This is a genomic window from Flavobacterium sp. N1719 (genome assembly GCF_025947045.1).
In the GTDB taxonomy this organism is placed as follows: Bacteria; Bacteroidota; Bacteroidia; order Flavobacteriales; family Flavobacteriaceae; genus Flavobacterium; species Flavobacterium stagni.
Genome location: NZ_CP109993.1, coordinates 713058 through 731452, shown reverse-complemented (window position 1 = coordinate 731452; position 18395 = coordinate 713058). Strand labels below are relative to the sequence as shown.

Here is an 18395-nt window from a genome sequence, read left to right as displayed (position 1 = left end):
ATGAAGCAAGTACTTTTTACTTTTTTGGCGGTAATGACCACTTCTCTTGGTATGGCCCAATTGACCCAAGAGGAATTGGAACAGCGCAAAGCAAAAATCCAGCAAGAAATTCTGGACAAAGAACGTATGCTTCAAGAAGTTCGATCCAAAGAAAAATCGGTTACTAAATTATTGGATATCCAAAAAGAGAAGATCGGCTTGAAGGAAAAGTTGATCAACACGACCAATAAGCAAGCGCGTATCATCAATGATAATTTGTATTTAAATCAGTTGGAGATTAACAAGTTGAAAAAAGACTTGGAAATCTTGAAAAAAGACTATGCTGAAATGATCTTGAAGTCGTATAAGAGTCGGTCGCAACACAGTCGCGCCATGTTTTTATTGTCTTCAGAAAATTTTACACAAGCCTACAAACGTTTGCAGTACATGAAGCAATATTCCAGCTATCGTAAAATGCAAGGGCAAGAAATCAAAGATAAAACGACCAAGTTAGCCAACCATTACACCGAACTGAACAAGCAAAAAGAGGAGAAAGTAAAATTATTGGCAGAACAGCAAAAGCAACGCGAAGATCTTGAGAAAGAACGTCAGGAGCAGGAGAAGTTGGCGAACAGTCTTAAAAAAGACAAGAAACAAATTGCGGCTGAGATTAAGAAAAAGCAACAAGAATCCCGTAAAATCGATGCTCAAATTCAGAAGTTAATTCGGGAAGCCATTGCGGATGCTAACCGTAAAGCGGCGGCGGCGAAAGCGAAAGCCAATCCAAAGACGACGACGGTGGCTGAAACGAAAAAGATTGAAACGTCGGCTAAAATAGTTTTAACTCCAGAAGGGAAAGTTATTTCGGATAATTTTAAAGCGAATAAAGGGCGTTTGCCTTGGCCGGTAGAACGCGGTGTAATTTCGTTAGGTTTTGGTGACCAACCCCACCCGGTGTATAAATCCTTGATTGTTCACAACAGCGGTGTGGATATTACGACCGATGCCAATGCGAATGTTCGTGTGGTTTTCAAAGGAGAAGTTTCGCAAATTCAGAAGATTGGAAACAAATTTGCCGTTTTGGTGAAGCACGGGGATTATTTCACCATTTATCACAACTTGGTTTCAGTTTCGGTTTCTGAAGGAGAAAATATAAGTGCCAAGCAAACCATTGGAAAGGTAAAAACCGATTCGGATGGGAAGGCGGTACTTCGCTTTATGATTTCCCAAAATGCAACCTATGTGAATCCATCACAGTGGTTGAATCGTTAATACAGATTCTATTACTCGATGTAACAACAAAAACGTCGCTACAGCCCCGGTAGCAGTGGAAATCCTGCGGAGCGTAGCGCAGCAGATTGCAACGGATAACGGGACTAGGCGTGAGTGAAAGCACCAAGTGTGTGCTGCCACAAAAAAAAAGCGCCCCGAAGAGCGCTTTACTTAATTCTTTTTCAACAAGACCTTTTCTTGTGTAAACTGATAGGCCGCATCCAGGAACTGAATCATTTTGTTCCAGTTGGCATTGGGCTCGAAGTAGTTTTTGTAGTATTTCAAGGTTTTAATTACCAGTTGATTGCCTTTGACTTCGGCGGTGGATACAAATCCGCCAGTTTCATTTTCCACTTTTTTATTTAATTTTTCCAAGCCTGAAACGCTGTATCCTTCGGGAATATTGAAGGTGATTTCGTTTTCAAAGGAACGGGGGAAACTCATGTAAATGTTGTTTTTACGGTCGATTTCCTTCTTGTCGATTTCAATTTGGGAGGTTAAGAAACGTCCGATTTCTAAAAGGTATTTGTCGCCCGCTTTTTTCACATAATTGTTGGCAATGGTAAAGCCATCATGGATTTCAAGCGCATTGTCTTTACCGTAACGCCCTGTGTTTTTAATTTCGAATGTATAGTCGTCTACTTTGACTTCATATTCACTTTCCACATTGGATTTGTAGGTTTCGTTTTGTTTGTCTTTTAACTTTTTAATCAAGGCATCCAACTCGTTGGTATACTGTTTACGGTCCTTTTCTTTACGTACATAATCCATCAATTTCATGGTGCCGTAGCGGTTGTAATCTTCGTATACAAAATCGTAGAATTGCAACTTATCGTCTTGCTCGGATTCTTTTAAATGGCCGAAGTAAGCGGCATCGCGTTGCACTTTATAGCCAGTGAAATCAAAAAGATCAACGGTAGTTTTGATACGCGAAACGTTGTCTTTGTAGGTGCTGCTAGGCAACGTAACATTGGAAACATCGGTCACGCGTTTGCCTTTGGACACTTCCAAAACATAGGCTTTGGAGTTTTCAATGGAGTAATTTACTTGATCGGTTCCTGAAAAAGCGTTGAAATACTCGATATAAATCGGCTTGGGCGTGTTGACGCGAATTAATTTACGCACATTTTGTTGGATCAATAAATCGTCGATAGAGCCGTTAAATCGTGGCGTAGCGATGATTACATCATAACTGATTTCCTGTTTTTTCAAGAACTGCATAAAGTAATTCACAAACGGCACTTCGTCGCGGAAAAAGATGGGGTTGGTGCCATAATAGGCGAACGGGTACATGATTTTCGCTTCATTCACCACAAAAGCTTCGAAATAACGGGTGAAGAATTCGTGACGGCAGAAATAATAAATTTCACGCACTTTCTCTTCTTCAGTAGCGAAACTCTTTTCTTTCAAAAAGCGATTGACGACACCTAAGTCGCCATCGGGATAGAATTTTTTATTGTAATATTCAAAAATATCTTCTTTTGAAATGGTCTTTTTCACAATTTTCTCACTTTCGGGTAAGAAACCATCGGCGAGTTTTTCAAATTTACCTGAACGGGCAAAAATGACTTGAAATTTATAGCAAGGCATTTCAGCCAAGGGATAAAACCAACGTGGGAATTCATTCTTTTCGATGTTTTCCGCTTTCAATTCAAACAAACGATCACTGCTTTTACCCGTGTCAATTTGGTTCAAAGGTGGCGCACCGTTATAAGTATTGAAGTTCAGGAAAAAGTCGTTTTCAGTATGCAAGTTGATTTTTAAATTCATCGTAGGATAGACATCCCCAAGCGGCGTTTCTACGGCTTCAAATGTGTAATCGTATACGGATTTAAACGGTTCAACCGAATAGAAATAATAGTCGATGATGTCGCCAATTTCAAGATTTGGGATGGCTAGTTTTTTCTCACCATCCACTTCTTTGGCTTCTTTGTCGGTATCAATGATCACTTCTTTTCCGTCGGGTTTTACGATTTTAACGCCAATAAAATTGGTGCCTCGACGCCAAAAAGAGCCCAATGCTTTGTTGGAATAGAATTTGTCACGGTACGAAAACTCGGAGAATTCTTTTACCGAAGCTTGGTCCAAAAGCAGAATGCGTTTTCGGATCGAACTGGTGTAGGTAACGTTAATTCCGAATTTATGGTAGTCGTAATTTTCGTGTTTGTAAATAATGACGGCCGATTCGTTTTTCCATTTTTCGGGGACCGTGTTTGCTTTTTTATAGGGATCGCTGGCGCTCCAAATTTCGTCGCGAACTTCAGAAGCCGATTGTCCTAAGGCAAAGAATATATTACACAGTAATGCTGCCCATAATAGTTTGATTTTCATGTTTATTTGGTTAAGATAATTTGTGTATTGTACGATTCAGCCACGCGTTTATTTACGGCACGCCATTGTTCGAAGTCGGATGCTTTTAAAACTGCATTTTTGAATAAAAAGGATTTTTTATAAATGATGACATTGTTTTCAACGGCATAGGACAAATTCACTTCATAATTGTTTTCTTTCACCGCAATGGATTCGGGCAGCTTGGTCACTTTGTATCCTGCAGGCAGTTTTAGTGTAATCACGGATTCATACAAGGTTTTATAATCAAATTCGTAATCGGTTTTACGGTCTTTTAATTGAAATTCTTTGTATTCGTTCATAAAATCCAAGTCGACATAGATTTCATTATCAAATGACGAAACCTTGTTAGCGATGTCAATCGTGTAATCAATGGTTAACTTTTGTTCTCGGTTGTTGATATCACTCATTTTTACTTGGTCGACCTTGATGCTTTTATTTTGATGGGCCAAGTATCCGTCTAACATTTCTTTCTTTTTATTGCTTTCAAAATGGTTGTAAATGTTTTGAAAATATTCTCGACTTTCCCCTAAAAAGCTACGTTGACAAGTTCCTTTTAACTGTTCTTGTTCCAAGGAAAGATTGGCGGTAAATACTTCTTTATTGGCCGCTGCGGAACCTTGCGGAACTTTATCAAGTATGCATTTTTCGCCATCTTCTATCATTACTTCTTTGTTTTGGATACGTTCGGCATATTCACCAAAAGCACAGAATTTTTCTGTTCCATCTAAAAAGTAACGTTTCCCTTTGTAAAACAAGGTACAGATCATGTGGTTATCCACCGCTAAAGAAGGCGTTTTGTAATCATAAGCAATGTGTTTAGTCCCAATCCATGTGAGACGGGCGTCAAAGCCGGCAAGAACCAACATTTGTTTGATTAAATTAGCCATTCCTTTACAGTCGCCGTATCGTTTTTCAAATACATTTTGGGCCTCATCAGGTTTGAATCCGGCAATGCCATCCTCAAAGGCGATGTAGCGAATGTTGTCTTGTACCCAATAGTAGATGTTTTTGATTTTCTCTTCGTCAGTCTTCGCTTTTGCGGTCAATTCCGTTACTTTCTCACGTAATTTTTCCGGTTCATTATGCATTAATTTAACAAGAGACGCATACCATTTGTACAGGTCTTCATGGGTTTTAAATAACGTTCCTGCTTTGGATCCTTTAGCATAACTCTTGGTCAAAATCATGATATGGGGATACAAATAGGTGCGTCCCGGACTGTCTTTTTCTTTGAAATAGGCGGGTGCGTTTTCTAGGGTAAAGGTGTAAATGGTTGACCCGTCCGTATCCGTGATATTTTTTTTGATGTCAAATCCAGCAAAGTTGAATTCTTTGAGTTCGATATCCAGCCATTTAGGCACTGTAAACACAATTTTCTTTTTCAACACCGGAAATTCATCTTGAAAATAAAAAGTCGTACAGTATTTTATGTCGTTGTATTTCTTATTGAGTTCGTAAAAATAGGTATACCCTTGCACTGGAAAGTCGATGGAAGTATATTTTACACGGGCATCGTTGTAAAACAAATCGTCGTCTTTGTAAGGTTCGTCCCTTACATAAAACGAAGCATCTTTCTCGTTGCGGAATTTAACTTTAAAATTTTCGATAGCGGATTCACTGTCGTAGAATTCATATTTGTGAATATCTGCACGGTGGTTGATATTCATCAAATGTTCGTTGGTTTTTATGGAAACTGTAATTTTATCTGCGCTGGAATTGTAATCAAAGTTTACAGCATCTGTACTTTCTAAAATAGCAACATCGTCTTTGCTGTATTGTTCACGCAACGATTTTGCCTTTGAAATATCTTCAGCGGTGGGGTCAATGTTTTTCTGAGCAAGTGTAGAAAAGGAGACACAGGCGCATACGGACAGTATAAGATTTTTCACGGAGTTTCTTTTCCCGAAAAATAGTAATTTCTTGGCAATCCTAAAAAATTAATTTTCAGTGAATAAAGCCTTCAATTCAGTGGCATCGTTGGCTTTCATTTTTCCAGCCAAAACCAAACTCAATTGTTTACGACGCAAAGCGGCAGCAAAGCGCGCTTGTTCTTCTTCGGTTTGGGGTTCTAACGCCGGAACAGGAACAGGATTACCCATGTCGTCAACCGCTACAAAAGTATAGATGGCTTCATTGGCTTTGGTTCGAATGCCCGATTCCCGATCTTCAATCCAAACGTCCAAATAAATTTCCATGGAAGACGTAAAAGCACGGGAAACTTTGGCTTCAATAGTTACCACACTTCCCAGCGGAATGGAACGGTTAAACGCCACGTGATTCACAGAAGCTGTCACCACAATACGACGCGAATGACGACGGGCAGCGATACTTGCCGCACGATCCATACGCGCGAGTAATTCACCTCCAAATAAATTGTTCAAAGGATTGGTTTCACTCGGTAAAACAAGGTCCGTTAAAATGGTTAGGGAATCCGCGGGATGTTTAGGCGTCATGGTGTTTTTTTTGCAAAGGTAGTAATTCAATAAAGTTTTCTGAACCGATAAAACATAAAAAAATCCCAAAGTAATTTGGGATGTATATTAATGTTCTTCAATCAAAACCCAAGCTTCGGGGTTGTGTGATTTTTGAACTTCCTGCATTTTCTGTTGGGCATCGCTATAGCTTGAAAAACTTCCGTAGAATACAGGGAACAATCCGTGTTTGTTCGGGCCCATTTTTCGTGCGGGATAGCCTAGTTTTTTTAACTCATACAACACACGATCGGCGTTTTCTTCCAAACGAAAGGCACCTGCTACAACGTGGTAAGGGAATTTCTCCGACTTAATTGTTAACGTTACCGGAGGTAATGTTGGTGTTGTTGGCGTATCCAAAACAAAAGTGGCTTCTTGAATTTTTTGTTCAATTTTCTTTTGCACATTGGTCTGTACCGCAAGGGTTTCAGCTTCAATTTTTTGGGTGTAATAGTGATCACCAAAATAACCACCAGCACCCAATAGTCCGGCACTCATTACAAAAATAGCGGCGTATTTTAAAAACGATCGCGAGCGAGGAGTCTCGGGTAACTGATGAACAGGAACTTCCGAAGTAACGGGTTCTAAGACCGGAATTACTTCCTCTTCAGCAATTTGATTTAAAATTTCCCGTTGAACAAAAGGCGAAACTACTGCTGAGAGTCCGAACGATTCCGTCATGTAATTCACCTGATCATAGGGAACGAATACTAAGTTTTTATCGCTATTTAGTGTTATTTCACCAATTTGTTTTAATGAAATTCCGCCAAAATCTTGAAGTTTTTGCTTCCAATTGTGAACGGCATGTTCAATGGCCGTTACCGCAACTTCATAAGGAATTTTTTCAGCTACCGCAATGTGATTGGCCAATAGACCATCGTTATTTTTGAGGTAAGCATTGAAAGTAATCACTTTTTTGGGCGGGGAAAAAACCTGCGCTGAACCGTTCCATTGTGCGGACTGGGTATCGGTCAAAAATGCACCAAAACCAGGCACCGTTACACATTGGTAGCGATAGAGCAATTGGGATATGTAAGATTCAATCTTCATGAGAGCAAATTTAAAGATTTCGGAGCGATGGCAAAATTTTATCAACAAACTTTGTTAACATTTTTCAAATCATTTTTATATTTTTGACTTTCAATATTTTATTATGCGCCATACCGATTTAATTGCCACCCTAGCACTACTGCAGGTAGAGGGAGTTGGGGATATTTTAGCCAAAAAACTCATTCACCAGTTTGGTTCTGCCACTGAAGTCTTCCAACTCAAGCCGCGACACTTGGCTGCGGTTGATGGATTAGGACCCCAAACCATCAAAAATTTTAAAGACACTTCGCTCTTTGCAAAAGCAGAAGCCGAATATCAATTTATTACCGATCATCACGTTCAGGTTTATTTTTTTCAAGACCCAACTTATCCGGAACGCTTAAAACATTGTTACGATAGCCCCATTTTATTATACGGATCGGGGAAAATGGATTGGAACCAACGCCACTTGATCAGTTTTGTGGGCACGCGTGAAATCACGCCATACGGCAGCGATGTTACCCGAAGATTGTTGGAAGATTTGGCGCCGTTGAATCCCATTATTGTGAGTGGTTTTGCCTACGGCGTGGATATTTTAGCCCATAAAATTGCGATGGAATTGGGATTGCAAACCATAGGTGTTTTAGCACACGGACTCAATCAAATTTACCCTAAAATGCATAAAAAGTATGTGGGGAAAATGTTGGAAAATGGGGGTTTCCTCACTGAATTTCGTAGCGATTCCAATCCTGATAAAGAAAATTTTGTGCGCCGAAACCGAATTGTAGCTGGAATGACGGAAGGAACTGTGGTGATTGAAAGTGCCGAAAAAGGCGGTTCGTTAATTACAGCCAACATGGCCAATGAATACAACCGGGAAGTTTTTGCAGTGCCGGGTCGAATTACCGATAAATTCAGTCAGGGATGCAACGCCTTAATCAAAACCCAACGCGCGCACTTACTGACATCGGCAGCCGATATATTGTATCATTTGAATTGGTCAACTTCCGAAGAATTACCGACGCGAAAAGGTGTTCAAAAACAATTGTTTGTCCAACTGGAAGCCGAAGAACAATTGCTCTATGATTTTTTAGCCCAAAATGGAAAGGCACTCTTGGACCTGATTGCCCTAGAGTGCCAAATGCCTGTTTTTAAAGTGTCAACTTTGCTGTTGAATATGGAATTGAAAGGCGTTATTCGTCCGTTGCCGGGCAAATTATTCGAAGCGATTTAATTATTTCAAACCGAGGTCGCCATCAAAATTGTTCAAATCTTCACGGGTTCTTGGTTTTACAATCAATAAATCCCAAAATTGATAATTGATAGCTTTCAATTCGGTCATACTGTTTCGCTCCAAGGCGGATTCACCCAATTCAACGAGTTTTTTAAAACGTTGTGCATCTTTGTATTCGCTTTCCATTTTGAAACGGTAATAATAGAAAGCATTGACAAAGCGCTCGTCTTGTTTCATGTAAATGCTATCGTACAAATCATCCAATTCTTTGGTTTTTTTACGAATCAAATATTTGTTATTGGATTGCAAAATTTCTTTTTCATTGCGCACGATTTTTTCAAACTCTTCTCGCTGTTTTGGAGAGGCGACTTCCAAATAACTTTCCACGCCTTCCCGCGTGTTTTGGTATTCTTGGATTTCTTGCAACACATGTTTGTGACGCACCAAATCATCGTATTCTTGAATCGTGAGTCGCTTCATTTCATCCAATTGAAATTTACGATCGGTTGAGCGGTCATCAACGGCTTCAAGTGCTTCATTATACAATACCGTTAAGTGGTCGAGGATGCGTTTTAACTTCGCTAAATATTCATAATTTTCATCTTCTTCCTGCCATTCGATTTCTTCCTGAATTTCATCCACAACCGTTTTAATTTCGGAGGCTAATTTATCCAAAACCACTTGGCGTTGATGCGGATTGAACACTTCGTTGATTTCTAAATCCAAAGCACCAATGTAGATACTCACATTCAAATCGCGGGATTCAGAAATTTTGAAATTCAATTCGATATCCATTCCTTTGATTAAGTCCATAGGCAAGGATTTACCAGTAATTTCAATATATCCAATGGTTAAATTACTCCCAATCATACCGCCGGCATTTCCTTCCACAATGTTGATGATTAACTTGTCATCGGAGTTCTTTAAGATGTTTTTTGAAGTGGTTTTGTACAATGTTTTTTTCAGTGGGAGAATGTCATTTTTCTTAAAAATACGCTCCATGAATGTTTTGCCCGCTTCTTCATCGACTTCCAAACAAATATCATTCGGTAAAGGTTGTCCCATAATGTTGTACAAACCATTGGTGATATGAATGCTGTTGTTTTGGTAGACTACATTTTGATTTTCGTCATAAATTACAAGTGTAAACACATTGGTTGCTTTTTCCAATAATGGAACAAACTCGGTTACTTTCTGATTAATTTTCAGAACGCCTGTATCAAATCCGCCATCCGAGCGGGTGATGCGGTAATATCCCTGAAAAGGAGTTTTAAAAACGGCAGCGATAAGTTCTTCAGCGTCTTTCGAGTTGGGTTCATAAACGACTTCAACCGAAAGATCAGCAGCCACGGGATTGCTTTCTTGTTTTTCTTCGGCCAATTCAGATGGTTTCGAACCTGCATAATACGCTGCACCCACTACAACGGCAGTAGTTGGGTCAATTCCTGTATCTACTTTAATGCCACTGCGTTGTGCCAATTGCTCTCGGATATAGGGGATATACGTAGTACCACCGACTAAAATAATTCGGTCAATTTGCGAAAATTTCAATCCGTTATCCACCAACAATCGTTCGGTCAAATGATAGGATTCGTCAAATTTTGCATATAAAATGGATTCAAATTCTACACGACTCACTTCGATATCGGCAAATACATCCCAAGCTTCGATGTCCAATTCAAATTGGGCGGAAGTTTTAACGGATAATTCTTTTTTGGCTTCTTCGGCTTTGAATAAGAGTTCGAAATACAACTTTTTACAATCCGCTTCTTCGCCAGCAATCATTCGTTTCCACAAGTTGGTTTGACCCGAAACCGCTTCGATTTTAGGGCAAATTACTTTTTCAACAAATAAATTATCCAAGTCTAAACCACCCAAAAAATTATTCCCTTTATGGTCTAAAACTTTTAATTCTCGGGGATCAATGCGTACCAAAGCCACGTCAAAAGTACCGCCACCAAAGTCGTATACCAACCATTTTTGTTCTTGTGAAATGTCAATATTAAGGGTATTGGAATACGCCAAACAAGCCGCAATAGGTTCTTGAAGCAACACCACTTCTTCGAAACCGGCTTGGTAACCGGCCTTTTTGGTTGCATTGGTTTGAATAGTGTCAAACGAAGCGGGAATGGTAATTACCGTGGATTTGGGTTGTTCCGGTTGGGTGAAATTGATCAATTCTTTGAGCACCATGGCGGAAAGTTCGACCGGCGCAATTTCAGCATCTATAGCTTCTACAAAATACTGCGCATCCGAACCCATTTTTCGTTTGAATGAAGAAAATACGTTTTCCGATTGGGTCAACATCAGTTCGCGTGCTTTGTCGCCAATTTGAATCCGACCTTTACGAAAGGAAACTACGGAAGGCAAGGTGTCTTTAAACCCGACCGGATTTTTATATAAGGTAATTTTACCATTTTCATATTTCGCAATGGCTGAGTTGGTGGTGCCCAAGTCAATACCGAAATTAATATTGGCCATATTCAATTATTCTACAATTACTACTCCTTTTTGAATTAATACAAAACCATCACCACTATTGTGGTAGATGACGGGTTTTAAAACTTTGGTGATTTTTTTGGCATTGGCATGCATTAAATTCGCTTCAACAGAATTGTCCCGCTCGTCATAATTGAGTCCAATAGGGTTAATCACTTTATAGCCCAATTCGGTGATTTCGTGTTGAATACGGTTGAAATTTCGCTCAAAGAGTTCGATTTGATTTTCTTGTGCTTTTTTTTCGATTTCGAATAATTGATTGATTATGGCTTCCATTTTTTACAATTTTTTGGAGTAGCAAGGTACAATTTTATTGTTTTTTAGCCGAAAGGAATGGGCTGAAATCCTTTTAAATTCTATTTTTGTTTTACGCTAATACCAGCCGTGATGAATATTATTCGCTTATTTGAAAATTTACAACTCGATCATAACCGTACGCATGAGTTTACGGAGGACGAAATCATTCGTATTGAGAAACAAGTCAACGTTGAAAAACGATTGAATCCCGATATTGACGTTAACGTAGCTTCTCAATTGACCGAGGCGTTGCGAAACTATCCCCATACGTTTTATTTTCTGATTCAAGAGCGTGTTTTGTATAATTTTTTTGCGGGAACTACTTACGGATATGACCGTTTTCAAACCCCTGTAGAAGCGGATAATTGGCATGAAATTCAATTGTTTTTTGAAAAATATTTATTGACAGACTTGTCCTTCTTCTTAGAACAAAAAATAGCGGATAACCAATTTGATGCGGTTAAAGAAATCATGGAATATTCCCATTTTTTCCCCGAAGAATTTTTGCATACTCTTCAACGAAAAGCCATTCAGAAAATTGAATTTGCAGTTAATCAATTGATGAATCCTGCCAGTACTAGCAGTCATATCGACTATTGTAAAACCAGTAGTTTTTTCAACTTTTTATCCCAATTGACCAGTCCAGAAATGGATGAAAAAGTAAAAATACTTTTAAATCGTGTGGTCGATATTTACAATTCCAATAACAAGCACCCACAGGCGGGTTCGATTATGGTGGCTATGGCTTCGTATCGTCCGTTTGATGAAGATTTGGAAGAAACTTTGCTTGGGAATCGCAATGTGGTTTTGGGCAAATCGCATTCCAAAAAAAGTTACTTTTCCTCGTTTAGTTGGAAAACGTTTGGAATTATTTTGATCATTTTATTAAAGATTGCATTTGCGGCCAACCGATGTTCCAGCTCTTCCAGTTCTACTTATGAGCCCAATCATCAAATAGAAACTACTGTTCAAGAAGCGCCCGCCCTAGATCGATATTACGCCGATATGCATTTTAAAATTGATAGTTTTAAAGTGTTTTTGACTCATTTTGACCCAGCCAAAATCACACAAGTCAAGCCCATTGAAAAAATAGTAACTAGTAGCAATCCTTTTACTACATTTTATAATGACCAAGTAAGTTCGGCTGGAGATGAACGATTTCAAAGAATTCAGAACAAAACCAATTATGATGTCATCGTATTGGAAAATGTGATTGTGTACGATAGCATCAAAATGCCTGCAAAAGCTTTTTACATTAAGGCCAAAGAATCGTTTCAGTTGAATACTAGCGATTACAACAAACGGATTTTAAACTTTTATGTGGGACGCAAGTTAGCCTCTTTTCAAGATCCATCGCGCCATTATTTTATTGACAATCATTCCAATGTGGAATACCGATTTACCGAATTAGCGCCTAATGCCAAAGAGTTGATTGACAAGGATTGCCGTTTTGAAGGGCCTATTGAATTACGGGAAGAAAAAGGCAAAGTAGAGGTTTTTACCAAGGAAGTTCGATCCGCCGTCGAAGAAATCAAAGAGGTAGCAGCAAAGAATTAATAAAAAAGTCCTGAAGTCAATTGCTTCAGGACTTTTGTTTTATTCAAATCCTAGTTTTTGACGTACTCGTTGCAAAACACCATCAGCAATAACACCTGCTTTACGAGCGCCTTTCGCCAAAAAGGCATCGACTTCGTCCAAATGGGACATGTAGTAATTGTATTTTTCGCGTTCGGTTTTAAATTTTTCAGCGATCAATTCGAATAACGCTTGTTTCGCATGACCATACCCGTAATTCCCACCTTCATAGTTTTGACGCATTTGGGCCACTTGATCCGCATCGCCTAACAATTTATACAAGGCAAAAACTTTACACGTATCCGGATTTTTAGGTTCTTCCAATGGAGTACTGTCGGTTTCAATACTCATGATTTGCTTGCGCAAGGCTTTATCATCCAAGAAAATATTGATGATATTTCCGCGAGACTTGCTCATTTTCTGCCCATCCGTTCCCGGAATATATTGCGTTTCTTCACTAGTGGTGGCTTCGGGCAACACAAAAGTTTCTCCCATTTGATGGTTAAATCGAGAAGCTACATCGCGCGTGATTTCAATATGCTGCAATTGATCTTTCCCAACAGGAACAAATTCGGCATCATACAATAAAATGTCCGCGGCCATCAACATCGGATAGGTAAATAAACCCGCATTGACATCTTCCAAGCGATCGGCTTTGTCTTTAAAGGAATGTGCTAAAGTTAACCGTTGAAACGGGAAAAAGCAACTTAAATACCACGACAATTCCGCTGTTTGTGGTACATCACTCTGACGGTAAAAAACTACTTTATCGGTGTCCAAACCACAAGCAAGCCATACAGCAGCTGTACTATACGTGTTTCCTCGTAAAGTTTCACCGTCTTTGATTTGTGTCACCGAATGTAAATCGGCGATAAATAAAAACGTTTCATTGCCCGGTGCTTTCGACATTTCGATCGCCGGCAATATGGCACCCAATAAATTACCCAAGTGGGGAGTGCCCGTACTTTGTACGCCTGTTAGTATTTTTGCCATAGTTTTTAAATTGAGGAGCAAATTTAAACTAAAATTGCTTTATTTTTGGGTCTATGCGCGCGTTAAAAATTATTTTTTGGGTGGTATGGCGTATTTGGTTTTATATTTTGGTGGCCGTACCCATTTTAGTGATGTTTCCCTTTTTGTTTCTTTCCATTTTGAAAGAACGGTGGTATCCGTATTTCTTCATTTTGGCCCGAATTTGGGCGAAAGTCATTCTTTACGGCATGGGTTTTCGTTACCAAGTCAGAACTTTACAAGAGCTCGAACCGAATAAAAGTTATATGTTCATCGCGAACCATACTTCGATGACAGACATCATGCTGATGCTCGCTACCGTACGGAATCCCTTTGTTTTTGTAGGGAAAAAGGAATTGGCCAAAATTCCTTTGTTCGGATTTTTCTACAAACGCACCAGTATTTTAGTCGATCGCGGCAATCAAAAGAGTCGGATGGCCGTTTACGAACGCGCCCAACGCCGTTTGAATATGGGATTGAGTATTTGTATTTTTCCCGAAGGTGGTGTTCCTGATGAAAGCGTACTGTTGGACGAATTCAAAGATGGTGCTTTCCGTTTGGCGATTGAGCACCAGATTCCAATAGTGCCCATGACTTTTTTTGACAATAAAGAACGCTTTTCCTATACGTTTTTGAGTGGCAGTCCCGGGAAAATGCGAGTAAAAATCCACCCTTTTATCGAAACACAAGGATTGCCTTTAGAGGCCAAAAAAGACATAAAAGATCAAGCACGACAGCTTATTTTAACGGATTTGCAAGAGAATGATTAGGGCGTTCCCCCTCCATTCTTCCGGGGTCAGGCTTTCCGTTGCAATCCGGTACCTCCGTAAACTCCGGCACCGGGATTTCCACTGCAATCCTTAACGCAAACAAAAAGAGTGTCCGGCCAAGACACTCTTTTTTTGTTACGCACCGCAGTGCAGTAACACCACTTAACTAATTTTAAACTAACCTAACTATTTAAAACGAGTAAGAAACACCGGTATAAAGCCCCATCATATAAGGCTTGAAATTACCTGCGTCACTACTATACGTATTGAATTGATATTTAAATGTGGGTTCGATTCGGGCTTCCCATTTTTTGAAGAAACCGTAATGAATTCCGAAACCTAAATTTCCACTAAAGTGAACTGAATTCAAATTGGTAGCTTTCCCTACCAATAAGTTGAATTGCTCCGATTGCAAATAAATTTCATTCTGATTCAAGAAATAGGAACTAAATCCACCTACGAACTGAATCCCCATTTTTTTCCCGCCTAAACGGTAAGTCAACTCCATAGGAACTTCCAAATAACCCATGCGTTGGTTTAACGAACCTTCGTAGCGGTTCATGAATTTATTGTAGGTTTTAACGTTGTTCAAACTTTCAATGATGATGTTTGAACCCATAGCATTTAACGATAAATTTTGAATGCGACTACTTACATTGGGTTCCATATAGTAAGCAATTTCGTCAGTATCGTATCCTAATCGAACCACATTTACTCCTGTTCGAATACTCATTTTTGAATTGAGAGCATAACCCACACCAATACCATAACTGGTGTTGTTCGCGGAGTACTGTTTAGAATTGGTTGCTAATGCGGGATCCAAAGGCGAACCCTGTGATAACGAACCGAAGTAAATAGGGGCAAGATGCGATGCCACCTGCCACCTATTTAAATTCTGTCCGGAAAAGGATTTCTTTTCTTTTTCATCAAGCAATTTTTCCAATTCATTGGTCGGCTTTTGGGCAACTTTACTGCTGTCCTTTGCGCTATTAAGAGGGTTATTGGAAACAATAGAATTTGAAGTAGTACCGTTGTTTTGTTGTTGTCCATCCAAAGGATTGGATTGAACCGCAACCGGATGGGCAACGTTTACTTCAGACTGTGTTGAACTATTTTTAGTAGGTACTTTATCAATTGCTATTTCATTAACTGGAGTTGCTGGATTTGCAACTGCAATTTGTGTGGCATCGGCGCCATTTTGATGAGCAAAGGTGTTTTTATTACTAGTGCTAGTTTTTTGATGTGAAATGTTATTCTCATGCTGTGAATGAGTGTTTTTTTCTGCTACAGAATTTTTAGATCTAGTTGCAGTAGTAGCAATCCCCGTTGAGATATCGGATGGTTGCATTCTTTTTGAGGATTCAACCCCATCATTCGAATCATTCGCAGTTGTATGGTCAACTCCGTTGATTGGATTGTTTGTTTTTGAAGTACCGTTATTTTCAGTACTATTTATTTTTGGAGTTTGCACTACGGCATCACTGGGAGAAGTTGAGGGAACTCCAGGTGCAGTGGGCGAAGTAAACAGTGTGAAATTTAAAAACAATCCAATTAAGAAAGCAGCGGCAATTCCGCTATAAAACCACCATATTGGAATAACACGGCGTTTTTTCTTTTCTTGAAGTTTCGACGCAATACTGGTCCATACCGCCTCATCAGGTAGTACTTCAAAGTGCTCCAGCTGGTCTTGAAATAGCTTGTTGATGTCTTGGTTTTTTTTCATTGTATTTGGGGCATTTTTGAACTGCCAGTATAATCTTCTATTTTTTGTTTTAATATCAATTTGGCACGCGACAAATTGGATTTTGAGGTTCCGATATTGATACTCAATGCATCGGCAATTTCCTGATGACTGAAATTTTCAAATACATACAAGTTAAATACTAACCGGTACCGTTCGGGTAACTCTTGTACAATTTGAAGTAAAAATTCCGGCGGAACACCTTCTTCAATTTCAACTTCAACGGTTTCGGGTATATTTTCATCTACAACCGCCAGATAACTTTTCTTTCGAAATTGCTGCAGGATGTGGTTGATAAAAACCCGTTTTATCCAACTGTCAAATGAACCTTTGTTTTCAAATTGATTGATTTTATCAAAAACCAACAAAAACGCATCTTGTAAATAATCTTGAGCGGTATCACGGTCAGGTACATACTTCAAACACAAGGCAAACATTTTACCAACATAATGTCGGTACAGTTGCTCTTGAGCGAGTATGTCTTTCTTCTGACATCCTTGGATGATTTGCTCTAGATTCAAGATTTTTCATTTTATTAATGATCGACAATAGCGTCAAATTCATAAAATTGTTCCACACCTTGGGCATCTGTGCCAATCCAAAATTTGAAATGATACGTACCCAAAGCCGTAGGTTTGAAACGTAAAGTTCCTGTGTAAGCATTATCATCAGCGGGACACGCTTGATCACCACTTCGATAACTTTCAATCGCTACGATACGTTGAAAATCTGCCGCATCATAATAAAATCCACGGAACACATTGCATTTGGAAGGCAAACTATAATCCACGGGGATTTCAGTAATACTATCTTTAGCAAATTTCCCAGGGTTTGTTACTTCAGTCACCGGAGATACTTGAATGTAGATAGGATCATCGCCTGAAGTATCACAACTCGTAGCGAGAATACCGAACACAATTAATACCGAATAGCCAATTCTTTTCATTTTATTACGCATTATTTATTTAAAGGATACAATTTAGTTAAAATGGTTGCGTCGATTTGAAAAAAAAATCCCGATTTTTTTCAAAACCGGGAAATTTATACGTTTTAGTCAACTTGTTCCTTGATGACATCCTTGATTTTTTGTTCCAATTCGTCCGCCAATTCCGGGTTGTCTTTAATTAACAATTTTACTGCATCACGACCTTGTCCTAATTTGGTGTCGCCATAACTAAACCAAGAACCCGATTTTTTGATAATTTCAAATTCAACCGCTAAATCTAAGATTTCTCCTGTTTTGGAAACACCCTCACCATACATGATGTCAAATTCTGCCGTTTTGAAAGGTGGTGCAACTTTATTTTTCACCACTTTTACTTTAGTACGGTTACCCAATACATTTTCACCATCCTTGATTTGTGATGAACGACGAATGTCCAAACGCACGGAAGCGTAGAACTTCAAAGCATTACCACCCGTTGTGGTTTCAGGATTTCCAAACATCACCCCGATTTTTTCACGCAACTGGTTGATGAAAAACACCGTACAATGGGTTTTGCTAATGGTTGCCGTCAATTTACGTAAGGCTTGCGACATCAAACGAGCATGTAATCCCATTTTGGAATCACCCATTTCTCCTTCAATTTCACTCTTCGGTGTCAAAGCCGCTACCGAGTCGATCACCACAATGTCAATCGCTCCTGAACGAATCAAGTTTTCGGCGATTTCTAACGCTTGTTCCCCGTTGTCCGGTTGTGAAATAATTAAGTTTTCAATGTCTACACCCAATTTGGCCGCATAGTGACGGTCAAATGCATGTTCTGCATCAATGAACGCAGCAATACCACCCGCTTTTTGTGCTTCGGCAATGGCATGCAAAGTCAAGGTGGTTTTACCCGATGACTCCGGTCCATAAATTTCAATAATACGACCTTTTGGATACCCATTTACGCCCAAGGCAAGGTCCAATCCTAACGACCCGGATGGAATGATTTCTACCTCTTCCACCGCTTTGTCTCCCATCTTCATTACGGTACCTTTACCGTAGGTCTTGTCCAGCTTGTCTAACGTCAGCTGTAACGCTTTCAATTTTGCTTCTTTTTCTGAACTCATTTTACATTAAAATTAAAGGCTGTTAAAGCCGTAAATGTACTTATTTTTTTAGGACTAAATTAGTTTTCCCAAAAGTAGTTTTAAACAATGAGAAGCCGTACTTTTACAGC

Annotated in this window: 15 protein-coding genes; 4 read left to right on the top strand and 11 right to left on the bottom strand. The window is 39.3% G+C overall.

Going from position 1 to position 18395, the window contains the following annotated elements; genetic code table 11:
• Complete coding sequence (locus OLM45_RS02870; protein ID WP_264511817.1) at nt 1–1251, top strand: murein hydrolase activator EnvC family protein; 1251 nt, start codon at nt 1–3, stop codon at nt 1249–1251.
• Between the two features lie 171 nt (nt 1252–1422).
• Here the strand turns inward: OLM45_RS02870 and OLM45_RS02865 are convergent, their stop codons facing one another.
• The 4 genes from OLM45_RS02865 to OLM45_RS02850 form a co-directional block, all read right to left on the bottom strand.
• Nucleotides 1423–3582, bottom strand: a complete 2160-nt coding sequence (locus OLM45_RS02865) for a DUF3857 domain-containing protein (RefSeq protein ID WP_264511815.1) — start codon at nt 3580–3582, stop codon at nt 1423–1425.
• A 2-nt stretch (nt 3583–3584) separates the two neighbouring features.
• The gene (locus OLM45_RS02860; RefSeq protein ID WP_264511813.1) at nt 3585–5492 is read right to left on the bottom strand and encodes a transglutaminase domain-containing protein; all 1908 of its coding nucleotides are present in this window, start codon (nt 5490–5492) and stop codon (nt 3585–3587) included.
• Nucleotides 5493–5540: 48 nt separating this feature from the next.
• On the bottom strand, nt 5541–6056 hold the full coding sequence (locus OLM45_RS02855) for an acyl-CoA thioesterase (protein WP_264511811.1): 516 nt from the start codon (nt 6054–6056) through the stop codon (nt 5541–5543).
• Nucleotides 6057–6143: 87 nt separating this feature from the next.
• Nucleotides 6144–7124 (bottom strand): SPOR domain-containing protein, encoded by a 981-nt coding sequence (locus OLM45_RS02850; protein ID WP_264511808.1) that lies wholly within the window; start codon nt 7122–7124, stop codon nt 6144–6146.
• A 103-nt stretch (nt 7125–7227) separates the two neighbouring features.
• On the opposite strand from OLM45_RS02850, the gene dprA reads away from it, so the two are divergent.
• Complete coding sequence (gene dprA, locus OLM45_RS02845) at nt 7228–8337, top strand: DNA-processing protein DprA (protein ID WP_264511806.1); 1110 nt, start codon at nt 7228–7230, stop codon at nt 8335–8337.
• On the opposite strand, the gene OLM45_RS02840 is transcribed toward dprA, so the two are convergent.
• Together OLM45_RS02840 and OLM45_RS02835 are read right to left on the bottom strand one after the other, a co-directional pair.
• Nucleotides 8338–10818, bottom strand: a complete 2481-nt coding sequence (locus OLM45_RS02840) for an Hsp70 family protein (RefSeq protein ID WP_264511804.1) — start codon at nt 10816–10818, stop codon at nt 8338–8340.
• A 6-nt stretch (nt 10819–10824) separates the two neighbouring features.
• On the bottom strand, nt 10825–11112 hold the full coding sequence (locus OLM45_RS02835) for a hypothetical protein (RefSeq protein WP_264511802.1): 288 nt from the start codon (nt 11110–11112) through the stop codon (nt 10825–10827).
• Between the two features lie 111 nt (nt 11113–11223).
• Between OLM45_RS02835 and OLM45_RS02830 the strand changes: the two genes are divergently transcribed.
• Nucleotides 11224–12690 carry a hypothetical protein gene (locus tag OLM45_RS02830; RefSeq protein ID WP_264511800.1) on the top strand — a complete coding sequence of 489 codons (1467 nt, stop codon included), beginning with the start codon at nt 11224–11226 and terminating at the stop codon, nt 12688–12690.
• Between the two features lie 39 nt (nt 12691–12729).
• Here the strand turns inward: OLM45_RS02830 and trpS are convergent, their stop codons facing one another.
• On the bottom strand, nt 12730–13701 hold the full coding sequence (gene trpS / locus OLM45_RS02825) for a tryptophan--tRNA ligase (protein WP_264511798.1): 972 nt from the start codon (nt 13699–13701) through the stop codon (nt 12730–12732).
• A gap of 53 nt (nt 13702–13754) precedes the next feature.
• Here trpS and OLM45_RS02820 point away from each other — a divergent pair, with 53 nt between their 5' ends.
• Complete coding sequence (locus OLM45_RS02820; RefSeq protein WP_264511796.1) at nt 13755–14489, top strand: lysophospholipid acyltransferase family protein; 735 nt, start codon at nt 13755–13757, stop codon at nt 14487–14489.
• A gap of 190 nt (nt 14490–14679) precedes the next feature.
• On the opposite strand, the gene OLM45_RS02815 is transcribed toward OLM45_RS02820, so the two are convergent.
• The 4 genes from OLM45_RS02815 to recA form a co-directional block, all read right to left on the bottom strand.
• Nucleotides 14680–16212: a hypothetical protein gene (locus tag OLM45_RS02815; protein WP_264511794.1), complete on the bottom strand. Its 1533-nt coding sequence runs from the start codon at nt 16210–16212 to the stop codon at nt 14680–14682.
• Nucleotides 16209–16751, bottom strand: a complete 543-nt coding sequence (locus OLM45_RS02810) for an RNA polymerase sigma factor (protein WP_264511792.1) — start codon at nt 16749–16751, stop codon at nt 16209–16211. Before OLM45_RS02810 ends, OLM45_RS02815 begins: the two co-directional genes overlap by 4 nt.
• Nucleotides 16752–16765: 14 nt before the next feature.
• Nucleotides 16766–17176, bottom strand: a complete 411-nt coding sequence (locus OLM45_RS02805; RefSeq protein WP_264511790.1) for a hypothetical protein — start codon at nt 17174–17176, stop codon at nt 16766–16768.
• A gap of 104 nt (nt 17177–17280) precedes the next feature.
• The gene (gene recA, locus OLM45_RS02800) at nt 17281–18285 is read right to left on the bottom strand and encodes a recombinase RecA (protein ID WP_264511788.1); all 1005 of its coding nucleotides are present in this window, start codon (nt 18283–18285) and stop codon (nt 17281–17283) included.
• Between the last annotated feature and the right edge of the window lie 110 nt (nt 18286–18395).